Source organism: Variovorax paradoxus EPS, from assembly GCF_000184745.1.
In the GTDB taxonomy this organism is placed as follows: domain Bacteria; phylum Pseudomonadota; class Gammaproteobacteria; order Burkholderiales; family Burkholderiaceae_C; genus Variovorax; species Variovorax paradoxus_C.
This window is the reverse complement of the sequence record NC_014931.1, coordinates 4089960-4107108: the sequence shown is the minus strand read 5'-3', so window position 1 is coordinate 4107108 and position 17149 is coordinate 4089960. Positions and strand designations below refer to the sequence as shown.

At 67.8% G+C, this 17149-nt stretch carries 17 protein-coding genes; 4 read left to right on the top strand and 13 right to left on the bottom strand.

The window, feature by feature from the left end:
• Positions 1-3: 3 nt before the first annotated feature.
• Genes VARPA_RS19010 through VARPA_RS18975 form a run of 8 tightly spaced genes read right to left on the bottom strand, consistent with a single transcriptional unit; the run spans position 4 to position 8552 of the window.
• On the bottom strand, positions 4-771 hold the full coding sequence (locus VARPA_RS19010) for an SDR family NAD(P)-dependent oxidoreductase (protein WP_013542215.1): 768 nt from the start codon (positions 769-771) through the stop codon (positions 4-6).
• 38 nt (positions 772-809) lie between these two features.
• Positions 810-2306, bottom strand: a complete 1497-nt coding sequence (locus VARPA_RS19005) for an aldehyde dehydrogenase family protein (protein WP_013542214.1) — start codon at positions 2304-2306, stop codon at positions 810-812.
• A 2-nt stretch (positions 2307-2308) separates the two neighbouring features.
• Complete coding sequence (locus tag VARPA_RS19000; RefSeq protein ID WP_013542213.1) at positions 2309-3919, bottom strand: GMC family oxidoreductase; 1611 nt, start codon at positions 3917-3919, stop codon at positions 2309-2311.
• Positions 3916-4599, bottom strand: coding sequence for an ABC transporter ATP-binding protein (locus VARPA_RS18995; RefSeq protein ID WP_013542212.1), 684 nt, complete (start codon positions 4597-4599; stop codon positions 3916-3918). The genes VARPA_RS19000 and VARPA_RS18995 overlap by 4 nt, the downstream gene beginning before the upstream one ends.
• Positions 4596-5381 (bottom strand): ABC transporter ATP-binding protein, encoded by a 786-nt coding sequence (locus VARPA_RS18990; RefSeq protein WP_013542211.1) that lies wholly within the window; start codon positions 5379-5381, stop codon positions 4596-4598. The genes VARPA_RS18995 and VARPA_RS18990 overlap by 4 nt, the downstream gene beginning before the upstream one ends.
• Complete coding sequence (locus VARPA_RS18985) at positions 5378-6322, bottom strand: branched-chain amino acid ABC transporter permease (protein ID WP_013542210.1); 945 nt, start codon at positions 6320-6322, stop codon at positions 5378-5380. The genes VARPA_RS18990 and VARPA_RS18985 overlap by 4 nt, the downstream gene beginning before the upstream one ends.
• Positions 6319-7215, bottom strand: coding sequence for a branched-chain amino acid ABC transporter permease (locus VARPA_RS18980; RefSeq protein ID WP_013542209.1), 897 nt, complete (start codon positions 7213-7215; stop codon positions 6319-6321). The genes VARPA_RS18985 and VARPA_RS18980 overlap by 4 nt, the downstream gene beginning before the upstream one ends.
• 23 nt (positions 7216-7238) lie before the next feature.
• On the bottom strand, positions 7239-8552 hold the full coding sequence (locus VARPA_RS18975; RefSeq protein WP_013542208.1) for an ABC transporter substrate-binding protein: 1314 nt from the start codon (positions 8550-8552) through the stop codon (positions 7239-7241).
• Between the two features lie 149 nt (positions 8553-8701).
• Here VARPA_RS18975 and VARPA_RS18970 point away from each other — a divergent pair, with 149 nt between their 5' ends.
• A complete protein-coding gene (locus VARPA_RS18970) occupies positions 8702-9484 on the top strand; it encodes an IclR family transcriptional regulator (protein WP_013542207.1) in 783 nt (260 codons plus the stop codon).
• Positions 9485-9530: 46 nt separating this feature from the next.
• Here VARPA_RS18970 and VARPA_RS18965 read toward each other — a convergent pair whose 3' ends face one another.
• The 4 genes from VARPA_RS18965 to VARPA_RS18950 all read right to left on the bottom strand — a co-directional run bounded on the left by VARPA_RS18965 (position 9531) and on the right by VARPA_RS18950 (position 13147).
• The gene (locus VARPA_RS18965; RefSeq protein WP_234974782.1) at positions 9531-10754 is read right to left on the bottom strand and encodes a GGDEF domain-containing protein; all 1224 of its coding nucleotides are present in this window, start codon (positions 10752-10754) and stop codon (positions 9531-9533) included.
• Between the two features lie 29 nt (positions 10755-10783).
• Entirely contained in the window at positions 10784-11227 is a 444-nt protein-coding gene (locus VARPA_RS18960) for a cupin domain-containing protein (protein WP_013542205.1), read from the bottom strand.
• A gap of 161 nt (positions 11228-11388) precedes the next feature.
• Positions 11389-12033 carry a dihydrofolate reductase family protein gene (locus VARPA_RS18955; RefSeq protein WP_013542204.1) on the bottom strand — a complete coding sequence of 215 codons (645 nt, stop codon included), beginning with the start codon at positions 12031-12033 and terminating at the stop codon, positions 11389-11391.
• A gap of 187 nt (positions 12034-12220) precedes the next feature.
• Positions 12221-13147 carry a LysR family transcriptional regulator gene (locus tag VARPA_RS18950; protein WP_013542203.1) on the bottom strand — a complete coding sequence of 309 codons (927 nt, stop codon included), beginning with the start codon at positions 13145-13147 and terminating at the stop codon, positions 12221-12223.
• Positions 13148-13288: 141 nt separating this feature from the next.
• On the opposite strand from VARPA_RS18950, the gene VARPA_RS18945 reads away from it, so the two are divergent.
• The 3 genes from VARPA_RS18945 (at position 13289) to VARPA_RS18935 (ending at position 15995) form a co-directional block, all read left to right on the top strand.
• Positions 13289-14728, top strand: a complete 1440-nt coding sequence (locus VARPA_RS18945) for an MFS transporter (RefSeq protein WP_013542202.1) — start codon at positions 13289-13291, stop codon at positions 14726-14728.
• Between the two features lie 123 nt (positions 14729-14851).
• The gene (locus VARPA_RS18940) at positions 14852-15208 is read left to right on the top strand and encodes a hypothetical protein (RefSeq protein ID WP_013542201.1); all 357 of its coding nucleotides are present in this window, start codon (positions 14852-14854) and stop codon (positions 15206-15208) included.
• Positions 15209-15332: 124 nt separating this feature from the next.
• Positions 15333-15995, top strand: coding sequence for a tRNA-uridine aminocarboxypropyltransferase (locus VARPA_RS18935; protein WP_013542200.1), 663 nt, complete (start codon positions 15333-15335; stop codon positions 15993-15995).
• A gap of 147 nt (positions 15996-16142) precedes the next feature.
• Here VARPA_RS18935 and VARPA_RS18930 read toward each other — a convergent pair whose 3' ends face one another.
• Positions 16143-17036, bottom strand: coding sequence for a DMT family transporter (locus VARPA_RS18930; RefSeq protein ID WP_013542199.1), 894 nt, complete (start codon positions 17034-17036; stop codon positions 16143-16145).
• Between the last annotated feature and the right edge of the window lie 113 nt (positions 17037-17149).

Genomic DNA, 17149 nt, shown 5'->3' with positions numbered 1-17149 from the left:
GGTTCACAGGCTGTGCCCTCCGTCGATCACGATGCGCGTGCCGGTGGCGGTGCGCAGGTGCGTCACGCAAGCCAGCACCGAAAGCGCGACGTCCTCCGGCGTGACGATGCGCCCCAGCGGCGTGGCCGCAGCCTTCGCCTCCAGCTCTTCGCGGTTGCGCCCCTGGACGAAATCGGTGTCGACCGAGGCCGGCGACACGCTGAGAAAACGCACGGCCGGGCCGAAGGCGCGCGCCAGCGACACCGTCATCGTGTCCAGCGCCGACTTGGCCGCGCAGTAGGCGATGTTGCTGCCCAGGCCGGTGAAGGCCGAGACCGACGACACGTTCACCACGGTGGCGGCACCCGAGGCGCGCAGCAGGGGCATCAGCGCGCGGATGATCGAGAACGGCCCGCCCGCATTGGCCAGCAGGATCTCATTGAAGAGCTCGGGCGTCAGTGCCTCGAGACTGGCGTGCGGAATGCGCTGGGTGAAGCCGGCCGAGTTCACGAGGACATCGATGCGGCCGTATGCGGCCCGCAGCGAATCCGCCAGCGCCGCATGCGCGCCACTGTCGGCCAGCGGCATGTGCAGGGTCCGGTGCCCATCGCCGGGCAGCTCGCTGCGCAGCAGCTCGGCGCGTTGTTCGCCCTGGTTGAAGCCGATGACCACCGCCGCACCCGATGCGGCCAGCAATCGGACAGTGGCGGCACCGATGCCGCTGCTGCCGCCGGTGATGACGGCGACCTTGCCGTTCAGCGCATCGGATGCGCCGGGCTGTGAAAAAGTCATGATGGTTTGCTGATGGTTCGCATTAGGGAATGAAGAGCTCAGGCGTAGCGGACCAGCACGGACTTGGTCTCCAGGAACGACTCGAACGATTCCTCGCCCAGGTCGCGCCCGTAGCCCGACGCGCCCCGGCCGCCTTCCGGCAGCCCCGGCCAGGGCATCGGTTCGGTGTTGACGGCCACCTTGCCCGAGCGGATGCGCGGCACCACCGCGTGCATCGTCGCTAGGTCTCGCGTCCACAGGCAGGCGGAGAGGCCGTAGTCGGTGTCGTTGGCCATGTGCACGGCCTCGTCCACGCTGTCGAACGGCGTGGCCGTGATGACGGGGCCGAACAGCTCTTCGCGCACGATGGAGGCGGCCTGGTCCGCCACCGCGATCACGCTGGGGCGCACATAGAAGCCCGCGGCATCGATGCGTGGGTCGGCGGTCAGCAGCTCGGCGCCGGCGCGTCGGGCGGCGTCCAGGTGCCCGAGCACGTGCTGCTGCTGGCGGGCGTTCACCAGCGGCCCGAGTTCGGTATCGGGTGCCAGGCCGGGGCCGAGCCGCATCGCGTCGGCGTGCCGCGCCAGCCGGTCGACGGCTTCGTCGTAGATTCGCCGGTCCACGTACAGCCGCGACCCCGCCACGCACACCTGTCCGGAGTTGAGGAAGATGCTGCCGGCAATGCCCGGGATGACCTGATCCAGGTCGGCGTCCGCAAAGAGGATCTGCGGCGACTTGCCGCCCAGTTCGAGCGTGGCCTTGGTGACGTTGCGCGCGGCGGCCAGCGCCACCTGGATGCCGCTGCGCGTCGAGCCCGTGAAGGTGATCTTGTCCAGCCCTGGATGCGCCGCGAGCGCCGCGCCGGCCTCGGGGCCGGTGCCGGTGACCACATTGACCACACCCGCTGGGAAGCCGGCCTCGCGTACGAGCCCTGCGAGGTACAGCACGCTCAGCGAGGCTTCCTCGGACGGCTTGAGCACCACGGTGCAGCCCGCCGCGAGCGCGGGTGCGAGCTTCCACACCGACATCATCAGCGGCACGTTCCACGGGATGATCGCGCCGACCACGCCCAGCGCTTCTTTCTGCGTGTAGCCGAAGAAGGCCGATTCCGGGATCGGCACGCCGACCTGGACGGTGCGGCCGTTCGCGCGACCCGCGAACCCGGCCATGTAGCGCAGCACGCCGATCGCGCCACCGACGTTCAGGTCGCGCGCCATCCAGATCGGCATGCCGACGTCGAGCACCTCCAGTTCGGCCAGCGTCTGGCGGTCGCGTTCGATCAGGTCGGCGAGCCGGCGCAGCAGGGCTTCCCGCTCGGCGCCACGCATGCGCGGCCAGGGGCCGGTTTCGAAGGCGGCGCGTGCGGCGCGCACAGCCGCATCGACCTGCACCGCGCCGGCGGCTGCGATGCGGGAGACCGGTATCGCGCTGCTCGGATCCACTGCCGGCAGGCTGTTCGAGATGGTCTGCCACTCACCGCCGATGAAGACGCGCGGCTCTTGTTCAAGTGCCGTGCGGGTGGCTGCGCCCAGCAGCCCCAGGTTGTTCTGAAGCATGCTCAGGCCCTTTCGGATTGGATGAAGTCGGCGGCCCGCTCGGCGATCATGATCGTGCCGGCGTTGGTGTTGCCGCGCGGGATGGCCGGCATGACGGACACGTCGGCGACGCGCAGTCCCTGCAGGCCGTGCACGCGCAATTGCGGGTCGACCACTGCCATGGCATCGGTCCCCATCTTGCAGGTGCCGCCGGGGTGATAGACGGTTTTGGCGTAGTGGCGCACCCGGGCATCGATGTCGGCGTCGTCATCGCCGGCGAACTCGGGCAGCGGCTCGATCTCCCGGCTCACCAGCGCCGCGAGCGACGGCGCAGCCAGGATCCGGCGCGCCAGCCGCACGCCTTCGCGCAGCACGCGCACGTCGTCCTCGTCGGCCAGCGCGCCGGCATCCAGCCACGGCAGGTCGAGCGGGTCGCTGCTGCGCAGCCGCAATTCGCCGCGCGACTTCGGTGCGAGCTGGCAGGGGTTGAGCGTGATGCCGTGCACCATCGGCGGCGCGCGGTCCGCATCGCCGACCAGCACCGGCAGCACGTGGAACTGGATGTCCGCGCGACCGTCGCCATCGGTGTCGAAGAAGCCACCCGACTCGACCACGTTCGAGGTCATCAGGCCGCTCCTGAAAAGAACCCACTGCGCGCCGTGCCGCAGTGCCGAGAGGCCGCGGTCGTGTCCGAAGAGGCTGATCGGCTCGCGCGTCTGGCCATACACCGGCACTTCGAGGTGGTCCTGGTAGTTGCGGCCGACGCCGGCCAGCTCCTTCACCTGGGGAACCCCGACCGCCTGCAGCTGTGCGCCCGGCCCGACCCCCGACTGCAGCAGGATCTTGGCGCTGCCCAGGCCGCCCGCGCAGAGGATCACCTCGCGCCTGGCGCGGAAGGCAACGGCGGCGTGATGCCCCTTGCTCTCCAGACACTCGATGCCGGTGGCGCGCGTGCCGTCGAACTGCACGCGGGCGGCGGTCAGGTCGGTGCGCACCTCGAGGTTCGGGCGTCCCATCGCGGGGCGCAGGAAGAAGCGCGCCGTGTTGCCGCGCTCGCCTTCGAAGGAGGTGATCTGATAAAACCCGGCGCCCAGTTGGGAGGCGCCGTTGAAGTCGTGGTTGAACGGCAGGCCGATCTCCTGCGCGGAGCGCACGAACGCCGCGTTGAGCGCATGGCGGTAGGGCGTGTCGATGACCTTGAGGGGGCCAGCGGCACCGTGGTACGCGTCGGACAGGCGCTGGTTCCCCTCGGACTTGCGGAACCACGGCAGCACGTCCTCGTAGCCCCAGCCGCTGCAGCCGCCGTCGCGCCAGTCGTCGTAGTCCTGGCGATCGCCGCGGATGTAGATCATGCCGTTCATGGAGCCGCTGCCGCCCAGCGTGCGGCCCTGCGGCACGAAGGCGGTACGGCCGCCCAGGCCGGCCTGCGGCTCGGATTGGTAGTCCCACATCCGGTGCGTGCCGAACACGCGGCTGAAGCCGGCCGGCATGCGGATGAAGATGCTGTTGTCGCGCGCACCGGCCTCGATCAGCAGCACGCGCTGCGACGGATCGGCGGACAGGCGGTTGGCCAGCAGGCAGCCGGCGGAGCCGCCGCCCACCACGATGTAGTCATAGTCTTGCGACGTGTTCACGGAAGAGCCTCTGGGTTGTGATGGAGGGAGTCGTCCGGCCGCATGCGGCCGCGTTCGATGGTGAAGCGCCGATCGCACAGGCCCTCGAGGTTCGCGCCCTCGGAGTCGGTGACCAGGATGGTCGGGCCCTGGCGCCGAAGGGCGCGCAGCACCTCGACGAGGCGCTGCACGAGCGCCGGCGCGACGCCCTCGAAAGGCTCGTCGAGCAGCAGCAGGCGCTGGCCCTGGCAGATGGCGCGTGCCAGCGCGGCCAGCTTCTGCTGCCCGCCGGAAAGCTGGTTGCCGCGCCGCTGGATCAGCGGTGCGAGCTCCGGGATCATGTCGAGCGCGCCGCTCACGCGGCGATTGCGCTCGGCGCCGGCAAGCCCGGCAACCTCCAGCGGCAGCTCGATGTTGGCCCGGACCGTCAGCTCGGGAATCAGCCGCCGGTCTTCGGGCATGTAGCCGATGCCCAGCCGCGCACGCTGCCGGCTGGGCCAGCCGGTGACATCGATGCCGTCGAGCCGGACTTCGCCCGAGGCGACGGGCAGCGCGCCGATCAGCGTGCGCATCAGCGTGGTCTTGCCTGCGCCGTTGTGGCCGACCACGCCCAGCACCGCGCCAGGGGGTGCATCCAGGTCGACCTGCTCCAGGATCGATACGGGCCCGAAAGCCACGCAAAGCTTGCGCGTCTCGATCATGCGGCACCTGCCCTTGCGAGGGCGGCAGGCGCCTTGCCGCGCAGCACCGCCGAAGCCACCTGGGCGTCGCGCATGACCTCGCCGGGGGCGCCGTCGGCGATCATCGATCCGTCGCGGAAGGCGAGGATGCGCGTCACGTAGCGGCGCACCACGTCCATGTCGTGCTCCACGAAGAGCACGGTGACGCCGCTCGCGCGGATGACGTCGAACACGACCTCCATCAACGGCATCTTCTCGGCGGAGGACACGCCGCTGGTGGGTTCGTCGAGCAACAGCAGCTTCGGTTTCAGCGACAGGGCCATGGCGATATCGATCAGCTTGCGCTGCCCTTGGGGAACGAGGTTGACCGGCCGCTCGCCGATGGCCTGCAGGCCGAAGCGCCCGAGCACCTCGTCGGCGCGCGCCTGGCGCTGTGCGGAATGCAGCGGCTTCAGCAAGCCGCCTGTGGAGCCGTCGGCCAGCGCCAGGGCGAAGAGAAGGTGCTCGCGGACCGTCATTTCGGGGAAGAGCTGCGGAACCTGGAACGAACGCGCCATGCCGTGCGCCACGAGTTCGCGCGGACTGCGCCCCAGCGTGCTGCGGCCGTCGAGCAGGATCTCGCCGCCGGTCGGGCGCAGGTAGCCGGTCACCATGTTGAGGAAGGTGGTCTTGCCCGCGCCGTTGGTTCCGATCAGGCCCACGACGTCGCCCCTGTCGATGCGCACGCTGACCTTGTTCACGGCCACGACGGCACCGAAGCGGATGGTGAGCCCGCGCGTTTCGAGCAGCGGTGCCGTGCTCATGAGCGGGCCCCGGCGCGATTCGCCAGCATGCTGGACAGCCCGCTCGGAAAGCGCACGATCAGCAGCAGCAGGGTCGCACCGAGCACGAACTTCCAGTACTGCGGGGCGTACTCGAACGCCAGCGCATGGATGCCTTCGAGCACGAAGGCCGCGGCCAGCGATCCCCAGATGCCGCCGGCACCGGCGAGGATCGCGATGAACACGAACTCGCCGGAGGTCATCCAGAAGCCCATGCCCGGATCGACCTGGCCGACCAGGATGGCGACGAGCGCGCCCGCGCCGCCGGCCAGCGCACCGGAGGCCGTGTACTCCATGTGGATCACCCGGCTGGGCGAACAGCCGAGGTACGCCACGCGAACCTCGTTCTCGCGGATCGCGGGGCCGACGTGGCCCATGGCCGTCGTCAGGTAGCGCGAAACCCCCCAGGCAGCGAGCAGCGTGACCACCGCCGTGAGCAGGTAGACGGAGCGGATCGCGCCCACGCCCGCCGTCTGCACAGCGAAGAAAGATGCACGCGCCACCGTGAAGCCGTCCGATGAGCCCAGGCTCTGCGACTTGAGCAGAACGCCGTACAGGATCATCGACAGCGCCATCGACAGCATCGCGAAGAAGATGCCTCGGTAGCGCCGCATCAGGAAGCCGGCGACGAAGGCCACGCCGCCGGAGAGCAGGCTGGCAAGCGCAAGCAGCAACAGGGTGTCGCGGATGCCGAGCCAGGGCGTGCCCAGGCCGGCGACATAGCCGCCCAGGCAGTAGTAGAGCGCGTGGCCGAAGGGCACCAGGCCGGCGCGCAGGAGCAGCAGCAGCCCGAGTGCGACGAGGCCCTTGGCGAGTGCCACGGCCAGCAGGCTCATCAGCCAGCTCGGTGCGATGAAGGCGGCTGCGCACAACATGGCCAGCAGCCCGAGGAGGGATGCGTCGGTTCGGCGAAGGGAGTTCATATCTTTCTCAGCGCGGCTTGGGGGAACAGGCCCTCGGGCCGGACGGCGAGCACGAGTGCCATCACCGCATAGACGATGAACACTTCGGCAAAGGGGAACAGATGGATGGTTGCGGCGCGCGCCAGCCCGACGACCAGCGCACCGACGGCGGCGCCCGGGATGCTGCCCATGCCGCCGATCACGATCACCGCGAAGGTCACGACGATGACCTCGGCACCGAGGCCCGGCGCCACCTGGATCATCGGCGCGGTCAGGGCGCCGCCGAGCGCGGCAAGCACCGCCCCGAGCATGAAGGTCGCCAGGTACAGCCGCTCGACGTTGATTCCCATGGCGGCCGACATCTCGGGATCACGGATGATGGCCGCGAGGCAGCGCCCGGTGTGCGTGCGCTGCAGCAGCCACCACAGCAGCAGCCCCACCGCGGCCGCGGCGGCGAGCAGCACGAACTCGTAGTTGTTGAAGCGCAGGCCGTTGATCTCCGAACTGCCCAGCAGGCCGTAGGGTGCGCTGGCCGGATAGGCGGAGGTGCCCCAGACGAACTGGATCACGTCGTCCAGCACCAGCAGCAGCGCATAGGTCGCGAGCGCCAGCGACACTTCGTCGCGCCCCCGCAGGCGGCGCAGCACGCCGCGGTCCAGCGCCAGCCCAAGCGCGGTGCCGGCGACCACGGCCGTGCCGAGCTGGATCGCAAAGGCGGCGAAGGAGGGCGGTCGGTCGGCGAACCAGTAGCCCATGGCCGTGGCGGCGACATACGCGCCAATGGCATAGAGGTTGCCGTGCGCGATGTTCAGGACCTTCATCACGCCGAAGATCAGGGTGAGCCCGGCGGCCACGAGAAAGAGCCAGGCGCCGTAGATCAGGCCGTCGATGAGGATGGTGAGCAGTGTCGACATGGTCGGTCAGCCAAGGTTCCGGATCACTTGGCGGCGACCGTGCCTTCGCACTTGCGCCCCGCCATTCCGCCCGCCAGCCAGGCCTCGCTCTTGATCCCCTCGGGCGGGTTCACGCATTCGGCCGGAAAGCGCATGGCATTGCGCACCGATACCGTCTTCTTCTCGACGTCGTAGAAGGCCTCGCCGACGGCCATGTCCTGGATGGCCTGGTGGCCGTTGCCCAACGCGAGGCGGATGGTGCCGCTCGGGGTCTCGATGCTTCGGCCCTTGAGCGCCTTGATCAGGGCCGGCGTGCCGGTGGCGCCAGCCTTGGCTGCGCTATCGTAGGCGGCCTTGAGCGCGAGCAGCGTATTGGTGTACTGGTAGGCGGTGTAGACCGGCGCGTCCTTGTAGCGGCCCTGGTAGTTGGCCGTGAACCAGTCGTTGAGCGCCGACTTGGGCGCGAACAGCCCGTTGGTGCCGCGCGCGGTGAACACCACGCCGTCTGGAACCTGTGCGCCCATCCGGTACATGGACAGTTCGAGCAGCGGCGCATAGATCTTCGAGCGCTCATGCAGGCCGCGCGGGCGCATCTGGGTGAAGAACGCCTCCAGGTCGGCACCGGCCATCGACGTGTGAATGATGTCGGGCCTCTTGGTGGCGAGCGCCGAGATCTCCGCCGCGTACTGCCCCGAACCCGGCGTCGGCCATTGCTCGGCAACCACCTCGATGCCGGGCTTCACCGACTTGAGCGCGGCGCTGAAATCGCGCCATGCATCCTGCCCCAACGCGTAGTTCGGGTTGATATGGCCCACCGTCTTTGCGGCCGGCATGCGGGCCTGCGCGTACAGCGCGAGCGCAACGCTGTCCATCGTGGTGGAGCCCGTCGTGCGGAAGACGTATTCGTACTTGCCGTCCTCGAAGATGCGCGGCGTTGCGCAGGTGGACATCACCGTGAGGACCTTGAGTTCCTCGGCCACCGGTGCGATCGCCACGCAGGTGGCGGCCGACCCGAAGCCCATCACCGCGTCTGCGCCTTGCCGCTCCACCAGCCCGCGGAACTCCGCGACCTGCTTCGCGTTGCCGCCGTTCTCGTCGAGGAAGATCAGTTCGACTTCCTTGCCGCCCATCCCCTTGCCGGTGTTGTACGGTGCCGGCAGCTCGCCCTTGTTGATGGCGTCGGCCAGCATGCGCGCGGCGTTCTGGCCCGGACCGTTCACCACCGAAAGGGGGCCGGTCAATGGCGTGACGACGGCGATGCGCACCTTGCCGCCTTGCGCAATCGCGCCCGCGGCGCCGAGCAGGCAGGCCGCGCCGAGCGCGGCGGCGATCCAGCGAAAGCTGTTCTGGAATTTCATGTCGTTGTCTCCTGGTGGGTCGGTCGGGCCGAATCTCGTCGAGGCTTGGCAGCGCTTCCGCCTTATGTCCGTTTATCGGAATGGCTGTGCGCGCTGCTGACCGGATTGTTTTCTAATAGCTGAAAACAAAACAGGTATCTGTCCGATAGATGAACACGAAAACAACTTCCGATGCAGGCTCCCTCAAGCGGGGTGTCGCGTTGCTCAAGCTGTTGGCGACTGCCGGCCGCAAGGGCCTGGCGCTGACCGAACTGGCGGCCAAGGCACAGTTGCCGCATCCCTCGGCACACCGCGTGCTGGCGCAACTGATTGCCGAGAACCTTGCGGTGCACGACGCACAGACCCGCCGATACCGGCTCGGTGCGCTCGCCTTCGAGCTCGGCGTGGCCGGCTCGACCATGCACGACATCCGCGACCTGTGCGACGGCGCGATGGGTTCGCTCGCGCAGGAGACCGGCGACACGGTCTACCTGGTGGTGCGCAGCGGCTTCGACGCGGTGTGCATGCACCGGCGCGAAGGCGAGTTCCCGATACGCGCATTGGTGCTGGAGGTCGGCAGCCGGCGACCGCTGGGCGTGGGTGCGGGTGGGCTCGCGATCCTGTCAGCGATCGGCGAAGAGGAGCGACTGGAGATCATCCAGCGCGTGACGCCGAATCTGTCCGCTTTCGGGAAGCTCACCGCGTCGGATCTGGACGCGGCATGCGCTCAAGCACGCGCGGACGGCGCGGCAGTCATCCAGAACCGCGTGAGCCTCGGAGTGCGTGCCGTGGGCGTCGCCTTCCGCGACTCGATGGGCCATGCGGTCGGTGCCCTGAGCGTGGCGGCTCTCACGCAGCGCCTGAACCAGCGCCGGACTCAGGTGATCATCGAGTTGCTGCGCAACGCGACGCGTGAGGTGGAAGTGCGGATGCGCAAGCGCCACACGTCCTGAGGGGAATGCTTGGCATCGCCGCCTCAGGGCAGGTGAGGGGGCGCGATCAGGACCAACCCTCGAAGTGGCGCACGCGGTTGCGGCCGTCCCGCTTGGCGACATACAGCGCGCGGTCCGCGCGCGTGAGCATCACGTTGGGTGAACCATCTTCGTCAGCCGTGGCGGTCGCGACACCGATGCTGGCAGTGACTTTGACATCGGGCCAGGACGCGTCCTCGAGCGCGCGCCGCAACTGCTCGGCGCGTTGCTGTGCGGTCCCGGCATCCATGCCTGGCAGCACGACGCAAAACTCTTCCCCGCCAAAGCGGGCGGCGAGGCCGTCGTGGCCGATCTGGTCGCGGATGATGGCCGCGGCCTGCACCAGCACCCGATCGCCGGTGGGATGACCGTGGGCGTCGTTGATGCGCTTGAAATGGTCCAGGTCGATCATCAGCAGGCTCAGCGGTGCGGCCTCGCGGACATGGAGATTCCAGGCCGCGTGCAGTCGCCGGTCCAGACTGCGGCGGTTCCACAGCGACGTCAACGGATCGGTCATGCTCTCGAGCTCCAGGCCGGCCATGGCGTGCCGCAACTCGAGCTGCGCGACGACTTGTCGGGCGAGCGACTGCAGCGCCTTGCGTTCTGACGCCGCCAAGGCGCGCGGCTCGCGATCGATCACGCAGACGGTGCCGATCGGGAGCCCGTCCGCGGTGACCAACGGTGCACCCGCATAGAACCGGATGCCGGGTTCGCCTGTCACCAGCGGGCTGCCGGCAAAACGCGGATCCAGTTGGGCATCGCGCACCTCGAACACCTCGTCCGGCTGCAGGATGGCGTGGGCACAAAACGCGAGCTCGCGAGGCGTCTCGCTGACCCCCAGCCCGACGCGCGACTTGAACCATTGGCGGTCCTGGTCGATGAGCGAGATGAGCGCGATCGGCGTCTTGCACACGGCCGACGCGAGCGTCGTCACATCGTCGTATGCCTGCTCTGCAGTGGTGTCGAGCACCTGGTAGCGGTGCAGGGCCGCGAGACGTTGCTCTTCATTGAAGGGCTTGGCGGCACCGGCTCCGACCAACACGGTAGGCGCATCGGGGGCAGTGTCTTCATCGGGGACAGGGTTCGCACTCTGGTTCAACGTGGATTCCTTCTTGCTGGTGCCGCGCAGGAGCGTACGCCCCTGGGTTGAAGTGCATCGTACAAGCTTGGAAAGCAATCGGCCCACGCCCGGACACTCGCCGCGCCCGGGCGGCGCCGCAAGCAGAAGGAGGTGCCCTTCGCTGTAGAGCAATCCGTATTTCTTCGAACCCAGCGCGCCGCTCAGCCCGCCACAGTGACCCCATGGCGCTCGAGAACAGCCAGCAGTGCCGGCACATCAGGCGGCCCCGCTGGAATCTCGTGGTCAACGGCGGTAAACATCTGAGCAGCCAACGCGCCTTGCCCGGTGATCTCCAGCATCCGCCCGCCACCTTTGCCGTACTGAAACCCGTGCACCGTTCCGCGCGGCACATGCACGAGCGTTCCAGGCTGACACGCGTGAACGCGCCCGTCGCAGTGAAAGTCGATCTCGCCGTCGAGGACGTAGAAGGATTCGTCCCAATCGTGGCTGTGCGGCGGCGGGCCGGTTCCCTCGCTACCCTGTTGAAAAGTGATCCCATAGCTTTGGGTTGCCGCATTCGAAGCCAGGACGGTGACGTGCGTGCCAAGCACATTCAGAGGAACTTCGCGCTGATCGCGCGTCAGGACAAAGTACGGAATCGTCATGTTCCATCCTCCAGGTCGGGAGCGCGATTTTGCGCGCCGCACGAGGGGCGCACAAGCCATAACCCGAAGCGCTTTCACCATCTCCGCCTCAATGCAGATCGCGTTCTCCAGACACGTCGATACGCAGTCTCCAGAATGACCGATGCCTTCTGCTTCTCCTTCTATTTCCTCGCGAATTTCAGATGCACGACATCCGGCGTCGCGACCGTCTTCACCATCGCAAGGCCCTTCAGGGCATCGGCGTCCTCGAACAAGCGTTCACCATCACCGAGCAGCGTGGGCGCCAGGTGAAGCTGCACTTCGTCGACCAGGCCCGCCTTCAGATACTGGCGCGCAACATGGGCACCGCCCGCGAGCGCCACGTCTTTTCCAGCCGCCGCACGCCGGGCCTGGTCCAGCGCGCTTTCGATCCCATCGGTGACGAAGGTGAAGGTCGTGCCGCCCTCCATCACCAACGGCTCGCGCGCGTGATGCGTCAGCACGAACACCGGGTGGCGAAAGGGTGGATTGCTGCCCCACCAGCCGTTCCACGGATCGGTCGTGTTCCACGGCCCCCGCCCGCCGCCGAACATGTTGCGGCCCATGATCGTCGCGCCGATATTGGCGAGCACTTCCTCCATCACCGGCGTGCTCTCGTTGACCACGCCGCCCTCCATGCCATGCGGGCGCCGCCAGGCCTCCAGGCCGAACACCCACTTGTGCAATTGCTCGCCGCCAGTGCCGAGCGGTTCTTTCAAACTCTGGTTCGGACCGGCGACAAAACCGTCCAGTGACATCGAGATCCTCAATCGAAGCTTTGATGACATGCTGCTCACTCCTTGGTGCAAGGCGTTGCGGAAAAAATGGATAGGCGTCCTGACCTGTTCAGGGCGCGGATCGAGCGGCGAGTCTAGAAGCCGCCGCTCGACGCGGCAATGACAACGAAGCTTCGGTTTCTGCCACGTGGGGCCGGGCCATGAAGCCGACCTGCAAGGCCGAAGCGCGAACGCAGTATCACGGCGCTTTCGCCGGCTCGTTCAACGGCCGGCAAACCTCCAGCACCACGCCGCGCAGCCACCGATGCGCAGGGTCCCGGTCCAGGCGCGGATGCCACATCTGCGAGACGGTGATCTGCTCCGTCGGCATCGGCAGCGAAAACGAGTGCAGCGTGCCGCGCGCCCTCAGGTGTTCGAAGTACGAGGACGGGATCAGCGCCACCATGTCTGTCGCGGCCGCGATCGACAACGCGGTGCTGAAGCTGGGCACCACGACCGCGGCATTGCGCACCAGGCCTATCGCCGCGAGTGCGACGTCCACCGGCCCCTCGGTCCGGCCTTGGCGCGACGTGACCACGTGGTCGCAGGCCGCGTAGCGCTCGACAGTGATTCCGGGCGCGGCGAGCAGGGGATGGCCTTCGCGCACCACGGCGACGAAGTGGTCGCGGAACAGCGCCTGCACGCGCACCTCGGGGCCGGACTCGCCGAGCACGCCGATGTCCAGGTCGATCAACCCTTCGCGCAGGGGGCGAACGTCCTTGTTGGGCTTGGGCGCGAAGCGCAGGCGAACGCCCGGCGCCTCGTGCGCGGCGCGCGCCACCAGCTGATGCGCGAAGCCTTCGATGAAGCCGTCATTGGCCCGAATGGTGAAGAGGTGCTGGAGCGTGCGCGGGTTGAAGTCGGCGCCGGCGGGGTGAAGCACCGCGCGTGATTCCTGCACCAGCTCCCGCACGCGATCGCACATTGCCAGCGCATGCGGCGTGAGCACCATTGCGCGGCCCGCGCGCACCAGGAGCTCGTCGCCGGTCGACTCCCGCAACCGCGCGAGCGCGCGGCTCATGGCCGACTCGCTCAGGCCCAGGCGCTCGGCGGCTTTCGCGACGCTGACTTCGGAAAGAAGCGCGTTCAACGCGAACAGCAGGTTCAGGTCGGTGTCTGTCGGCATGGCCCGCAAGCTATCACGGCTGCGCCGGTTTCGACAGGCGCCGCATGCAGGAACAAGCTGCGCGCCACGCGCTGGGCAACCCGTGTGCGCGGTCCTAAGCTGACCCGACGCGATAAAGCGTGCCTCCTCCAGTTGCCAATCATGTTGTCATCCACGCTTCAACCGAACGCTTCTTCTTCCACCCCGGCCCGCGCCGCCCAGACCCCCGAGGCGAACGCGGCGCACGACGCCGATGGCCTGCCGCTGCCCCGGCGCCTCGCGGCCGTCGCCGCGATCCTGGGCGCGGGTGTGCTCGTGGTGCTCGACGGCGCCATCGCCAACATCGCGCTGCCGAGCATCGCGCAGCAATTGCAGGCAGCACCCGCCGATGCCGTCTGGATCGTCACCGCCTACCAGCTCGCCGTGGTGATGTTCCTGTTGCCGGCTTCTGCCATCGGGGAGCGGTTCGGGTATCGGCGTGTGTTCGCCGGTGGCGTGGCGCTGTTCACTGCGGCATCGGTGCTGTGCGCACTGGCCCCTTCGCTGCCGTGGCTCGTGGCCGCGCGGTGCCTTCAGGGCCTGGGCAGCGCGGCCGTGATGCCGCTGGGGCTTGCGTTGCTGCGCTTCACCTATCCGCGCCGATTGCTGGCGCGCTCCATCGCCTGGAATGCGCTCGCTGTCGCGGCCGCTTCGGCAGCGGGGCCCACCCTTGGCGCTTTGCTGCTCTCGGTGGCAGGCTGGCCGTGGCTCTTTGCGGTGAACCTGCCGATCGGCCTTGTCGTGCTTGTCGCCTGCGCGGCGTTGCCGAGCCCGCAGCGCTCGGCGCGCCAGATCGACGTGTGGAGCATCGCGCTCAATGCGGCCCTGTTTGCTGCCTTCGTCATGGGATGCGATCGACTCGTGGCTCATCCGCTGCAAGGCGGCGCGATGCTCGCGCTGTCGGCCGTCTGCATGGTCTTGCTGGTGCGGCGCGAGATGCCCAAGGCGGCACCGTTGATTCCGCTCGACCTGCTGCGCGTGCATTCCTTTCGGGTGTCGGTGATTGCGTCCGTGTGCTGCTTCACCGGCCAGATGGCGGCCCTTGTCGCGCTGCCGTTCTACATCCAGCACGAACTCGGTCAGAGCGCGGTGACCGCCGGCCTCTTGATGACCCCGTGGCCCCTGGCGGTGATGCTGGCCGCGCCGCTGTCGGCACGCCTGGCCCAGCGCGTTCCGACCGCATGGTTGTGCGCGGCAGGGAGTGCGTGTTTCGCACTGGGCCTGGCCTTGTGCGCGCTGTGGCCGCTGCACGGCAACCCGGCCTTGCCGATCGCGGTATTCACGAGCCTCGCCGGCCTGGGCTTCGGCTTCTTCCAGACGCCCAACAACCAGAACATGCTGCTCTCGGCACCCAAGGAACGCAGCGGCGCGGCCGGTGGCGCGCAAGGCACGGCGCGACTCACGGGGCTGACGCTCGGCAGCCTGGGGATGAGCCTGGCATTCGCGTTGCTGTCGCCGCAGAACGCGGTGCATTGGGGGCTCGGGATCGCGGCGCTGGCCGCGTTGGCCGGGAGCGTGGTGAGTCTGCTTCGGAGCTCCGCACGTACCGTAGTAGCCGCATGACCGATTCCGGCAGGCGAGGCGCCATCGCACAACGCGTAGCGGGGTAATGCGCAGGCGTTGATCGGATAGCATCCCCGCACCTCATTTGCTGCTGCTCCGCAGCAGCACAACGAATCGCTGGATATGCGCTCCTTCATTTACTACTCGCTGATGCTCCTGCTCGGATTTGCCTGCTATAGATTCGGGCAAAACTTGCTTCGGAAGCCGCGTTGGAATGAGAGCGGCGAGCGCACCGAAGGACTTGTAGGGCCGGTGGGATTGCTCGTGATTACTGGCATAGCCTGCTACCTCTTGTTTGCGTTACTGCGCGCGCTGGTTCGGGGTGAGGTGCCATGCGTCGGCAAGGTTTGCAGGAATCAGATCTACACCCTGGCGGCAAACGCCGGCGATTACTGGGCCAACATGTTTACCCTCGCTTGGTTCCTGCTGGGCCTGAGCTATGCGGTCTATGTGACGCTCAAGATCTGGTTTCGCGAGTAGCGGCCGCCCGACACCGAAGAGCATCAAGAGGCGATTCAACGCAAACCGATCGACGGACCGAGATGACGATTTGAGTTGGGTTTGGTGACGAGGCTGCCACGGGCACGCTGAATAAAATTCAGCCATGTCCGCCGCTTTGGTCCCACGCCCCCAGTGCACCGCTTGCCTGCGCCCGCGCAGCGGCTGCATTTGCCGCTGGGTCGTGCCCACCGCCCACGCGGTGGAGGTATTGGTGCTGCAGCATCCGCTGGAGGTACACCAGGCCAAAGGCAGTGCCCGCCTGCTGCACCTCAGCTTGCAGCACTCCCGCTTGGTGGTGGGTGAGGCATTTGCCGTGCCCGTCTGGCCGGTGGACGGCAAGCACACGCTGCTGCTGTACCCGGACAGTCTGCAAGATACCGCCCCGGACCTGCGGGTTCCAACCCCGCTACAGCCCGAGTGGCCGCAAGCCCCGTCGCGCCTGCGCCTTGTGGTGCTGGACGGCACCTGGCGCAAAAGCCGAAAGATGCTCTACCAAAGCCCGGCACTGCAACAGTTGCCCCGCTTGGCCCTGCACAACCTGCCGCCGTCGCACTACCGTATCCGCAAAGCCCATGGGCCCGACCAACTGTCCACGCTGGAGGCGACCTGCTACGCCTTGCGCCAACTGGAAGGCGTTGCGGCGCGGTTCCAGCCCTTGTTGAATGCCTTCGACGGGTTTGTCGAGTACCTGGAGCAGGCGGGCGGGCAGCGAAACGCGCAAAGCGACAAGTCTTGCCCTCGACCCAGGGTTACGGAGTTCATTTAAGTGACGAGCTAGATGGCTGGTTTTGGCCGACCGTAGCCGCTCACCGCATCCAGAACTCCCGGCCTCAACCCGTCATCCAGCCACTCAAGATCCTCGCTTGAACTTGCTGCAAAGACATCTGGCTTCGCACACGCGCTTCGCCGCAATTCAAGCCGCCTGCCGCTTCTTCCCCGCAGCCTTCGGCGCCTCGCTTCGCGCCAACCACAGCCCGCTCGCGATGATCAACGCGCCGCCGCCCAGCGTCCACACATCGGCCGTGGCTTGCCAGAACAGCCAGTCCAGCAAGAGCCCCCAGGCGAGGGCGCTGTATTCGAAAGGGGCGATGGCAGCAGCCTGTCCGTGCCGAAAGGCCTCGGCGATGGCCAATTGGCCCAGAAATCCGCTGATGGCCAGACCTGCAAGCACCCACGTGTGCTCCGCCTGGATCGGCACCCATTGCGGCGCCGACAGCAGACCGCCGCCGACCGCCATGCCGGCCGTGGCCCAGAAGACCAGCGCCGCGCTCGGTTCGGTGCGGCTGATGAGCCGGCCCAGCACGTTCGACAGCGCATAGCAGATGGCGGCCACCAGAATCGCCACGGCACCCGCCGAGAGAAAGGCCCCTTGCTCGGGCCGCAATGCGATGACGACACCGATGAAGCCCAGCCCGATGGCGATCCAATGCCGCGGCTGAACCGACTCGCCCAGCAGCGGCACGGCGATGAGCACCATCAGCAGCGGAGCGATGAAAGTGAGCGTGTAGGCCTCGGCAAGGCCCAGGGACTTCAGGCCATAGACGAACAGCACGAGCATCGTCATGTTGAGCACGGTGCGCAGCAGGTGCAGACGCCAGCGCGTCCGGCGGTTGAATACGCCACCTGCCTCGCGCCGCCAGGCGATGTAGAGGCACACCAAAGGCAAGGCCGTGAGACCGCGCAGTGCCATCACCTGCACCGGCGGGTAGTGTCCGGCCAGGCTCTTGAGCAGCGCGTCCATGCAGGCGAAGAAGGCGCAAGCCAACAGCATCGCGGCGATGCCGCGCAGGGTTCCGGTCGAGTGCATGGGCGGGTGATGGCGGCCAGGGGAAGGGACTTGTTCTTGGCCGCCTGGCGGAGGCGCAGCGAGTGTCTGGTCCTGGCCGAGGCACAAGTCTAGCCTTGGCCAGCGATAGCGAG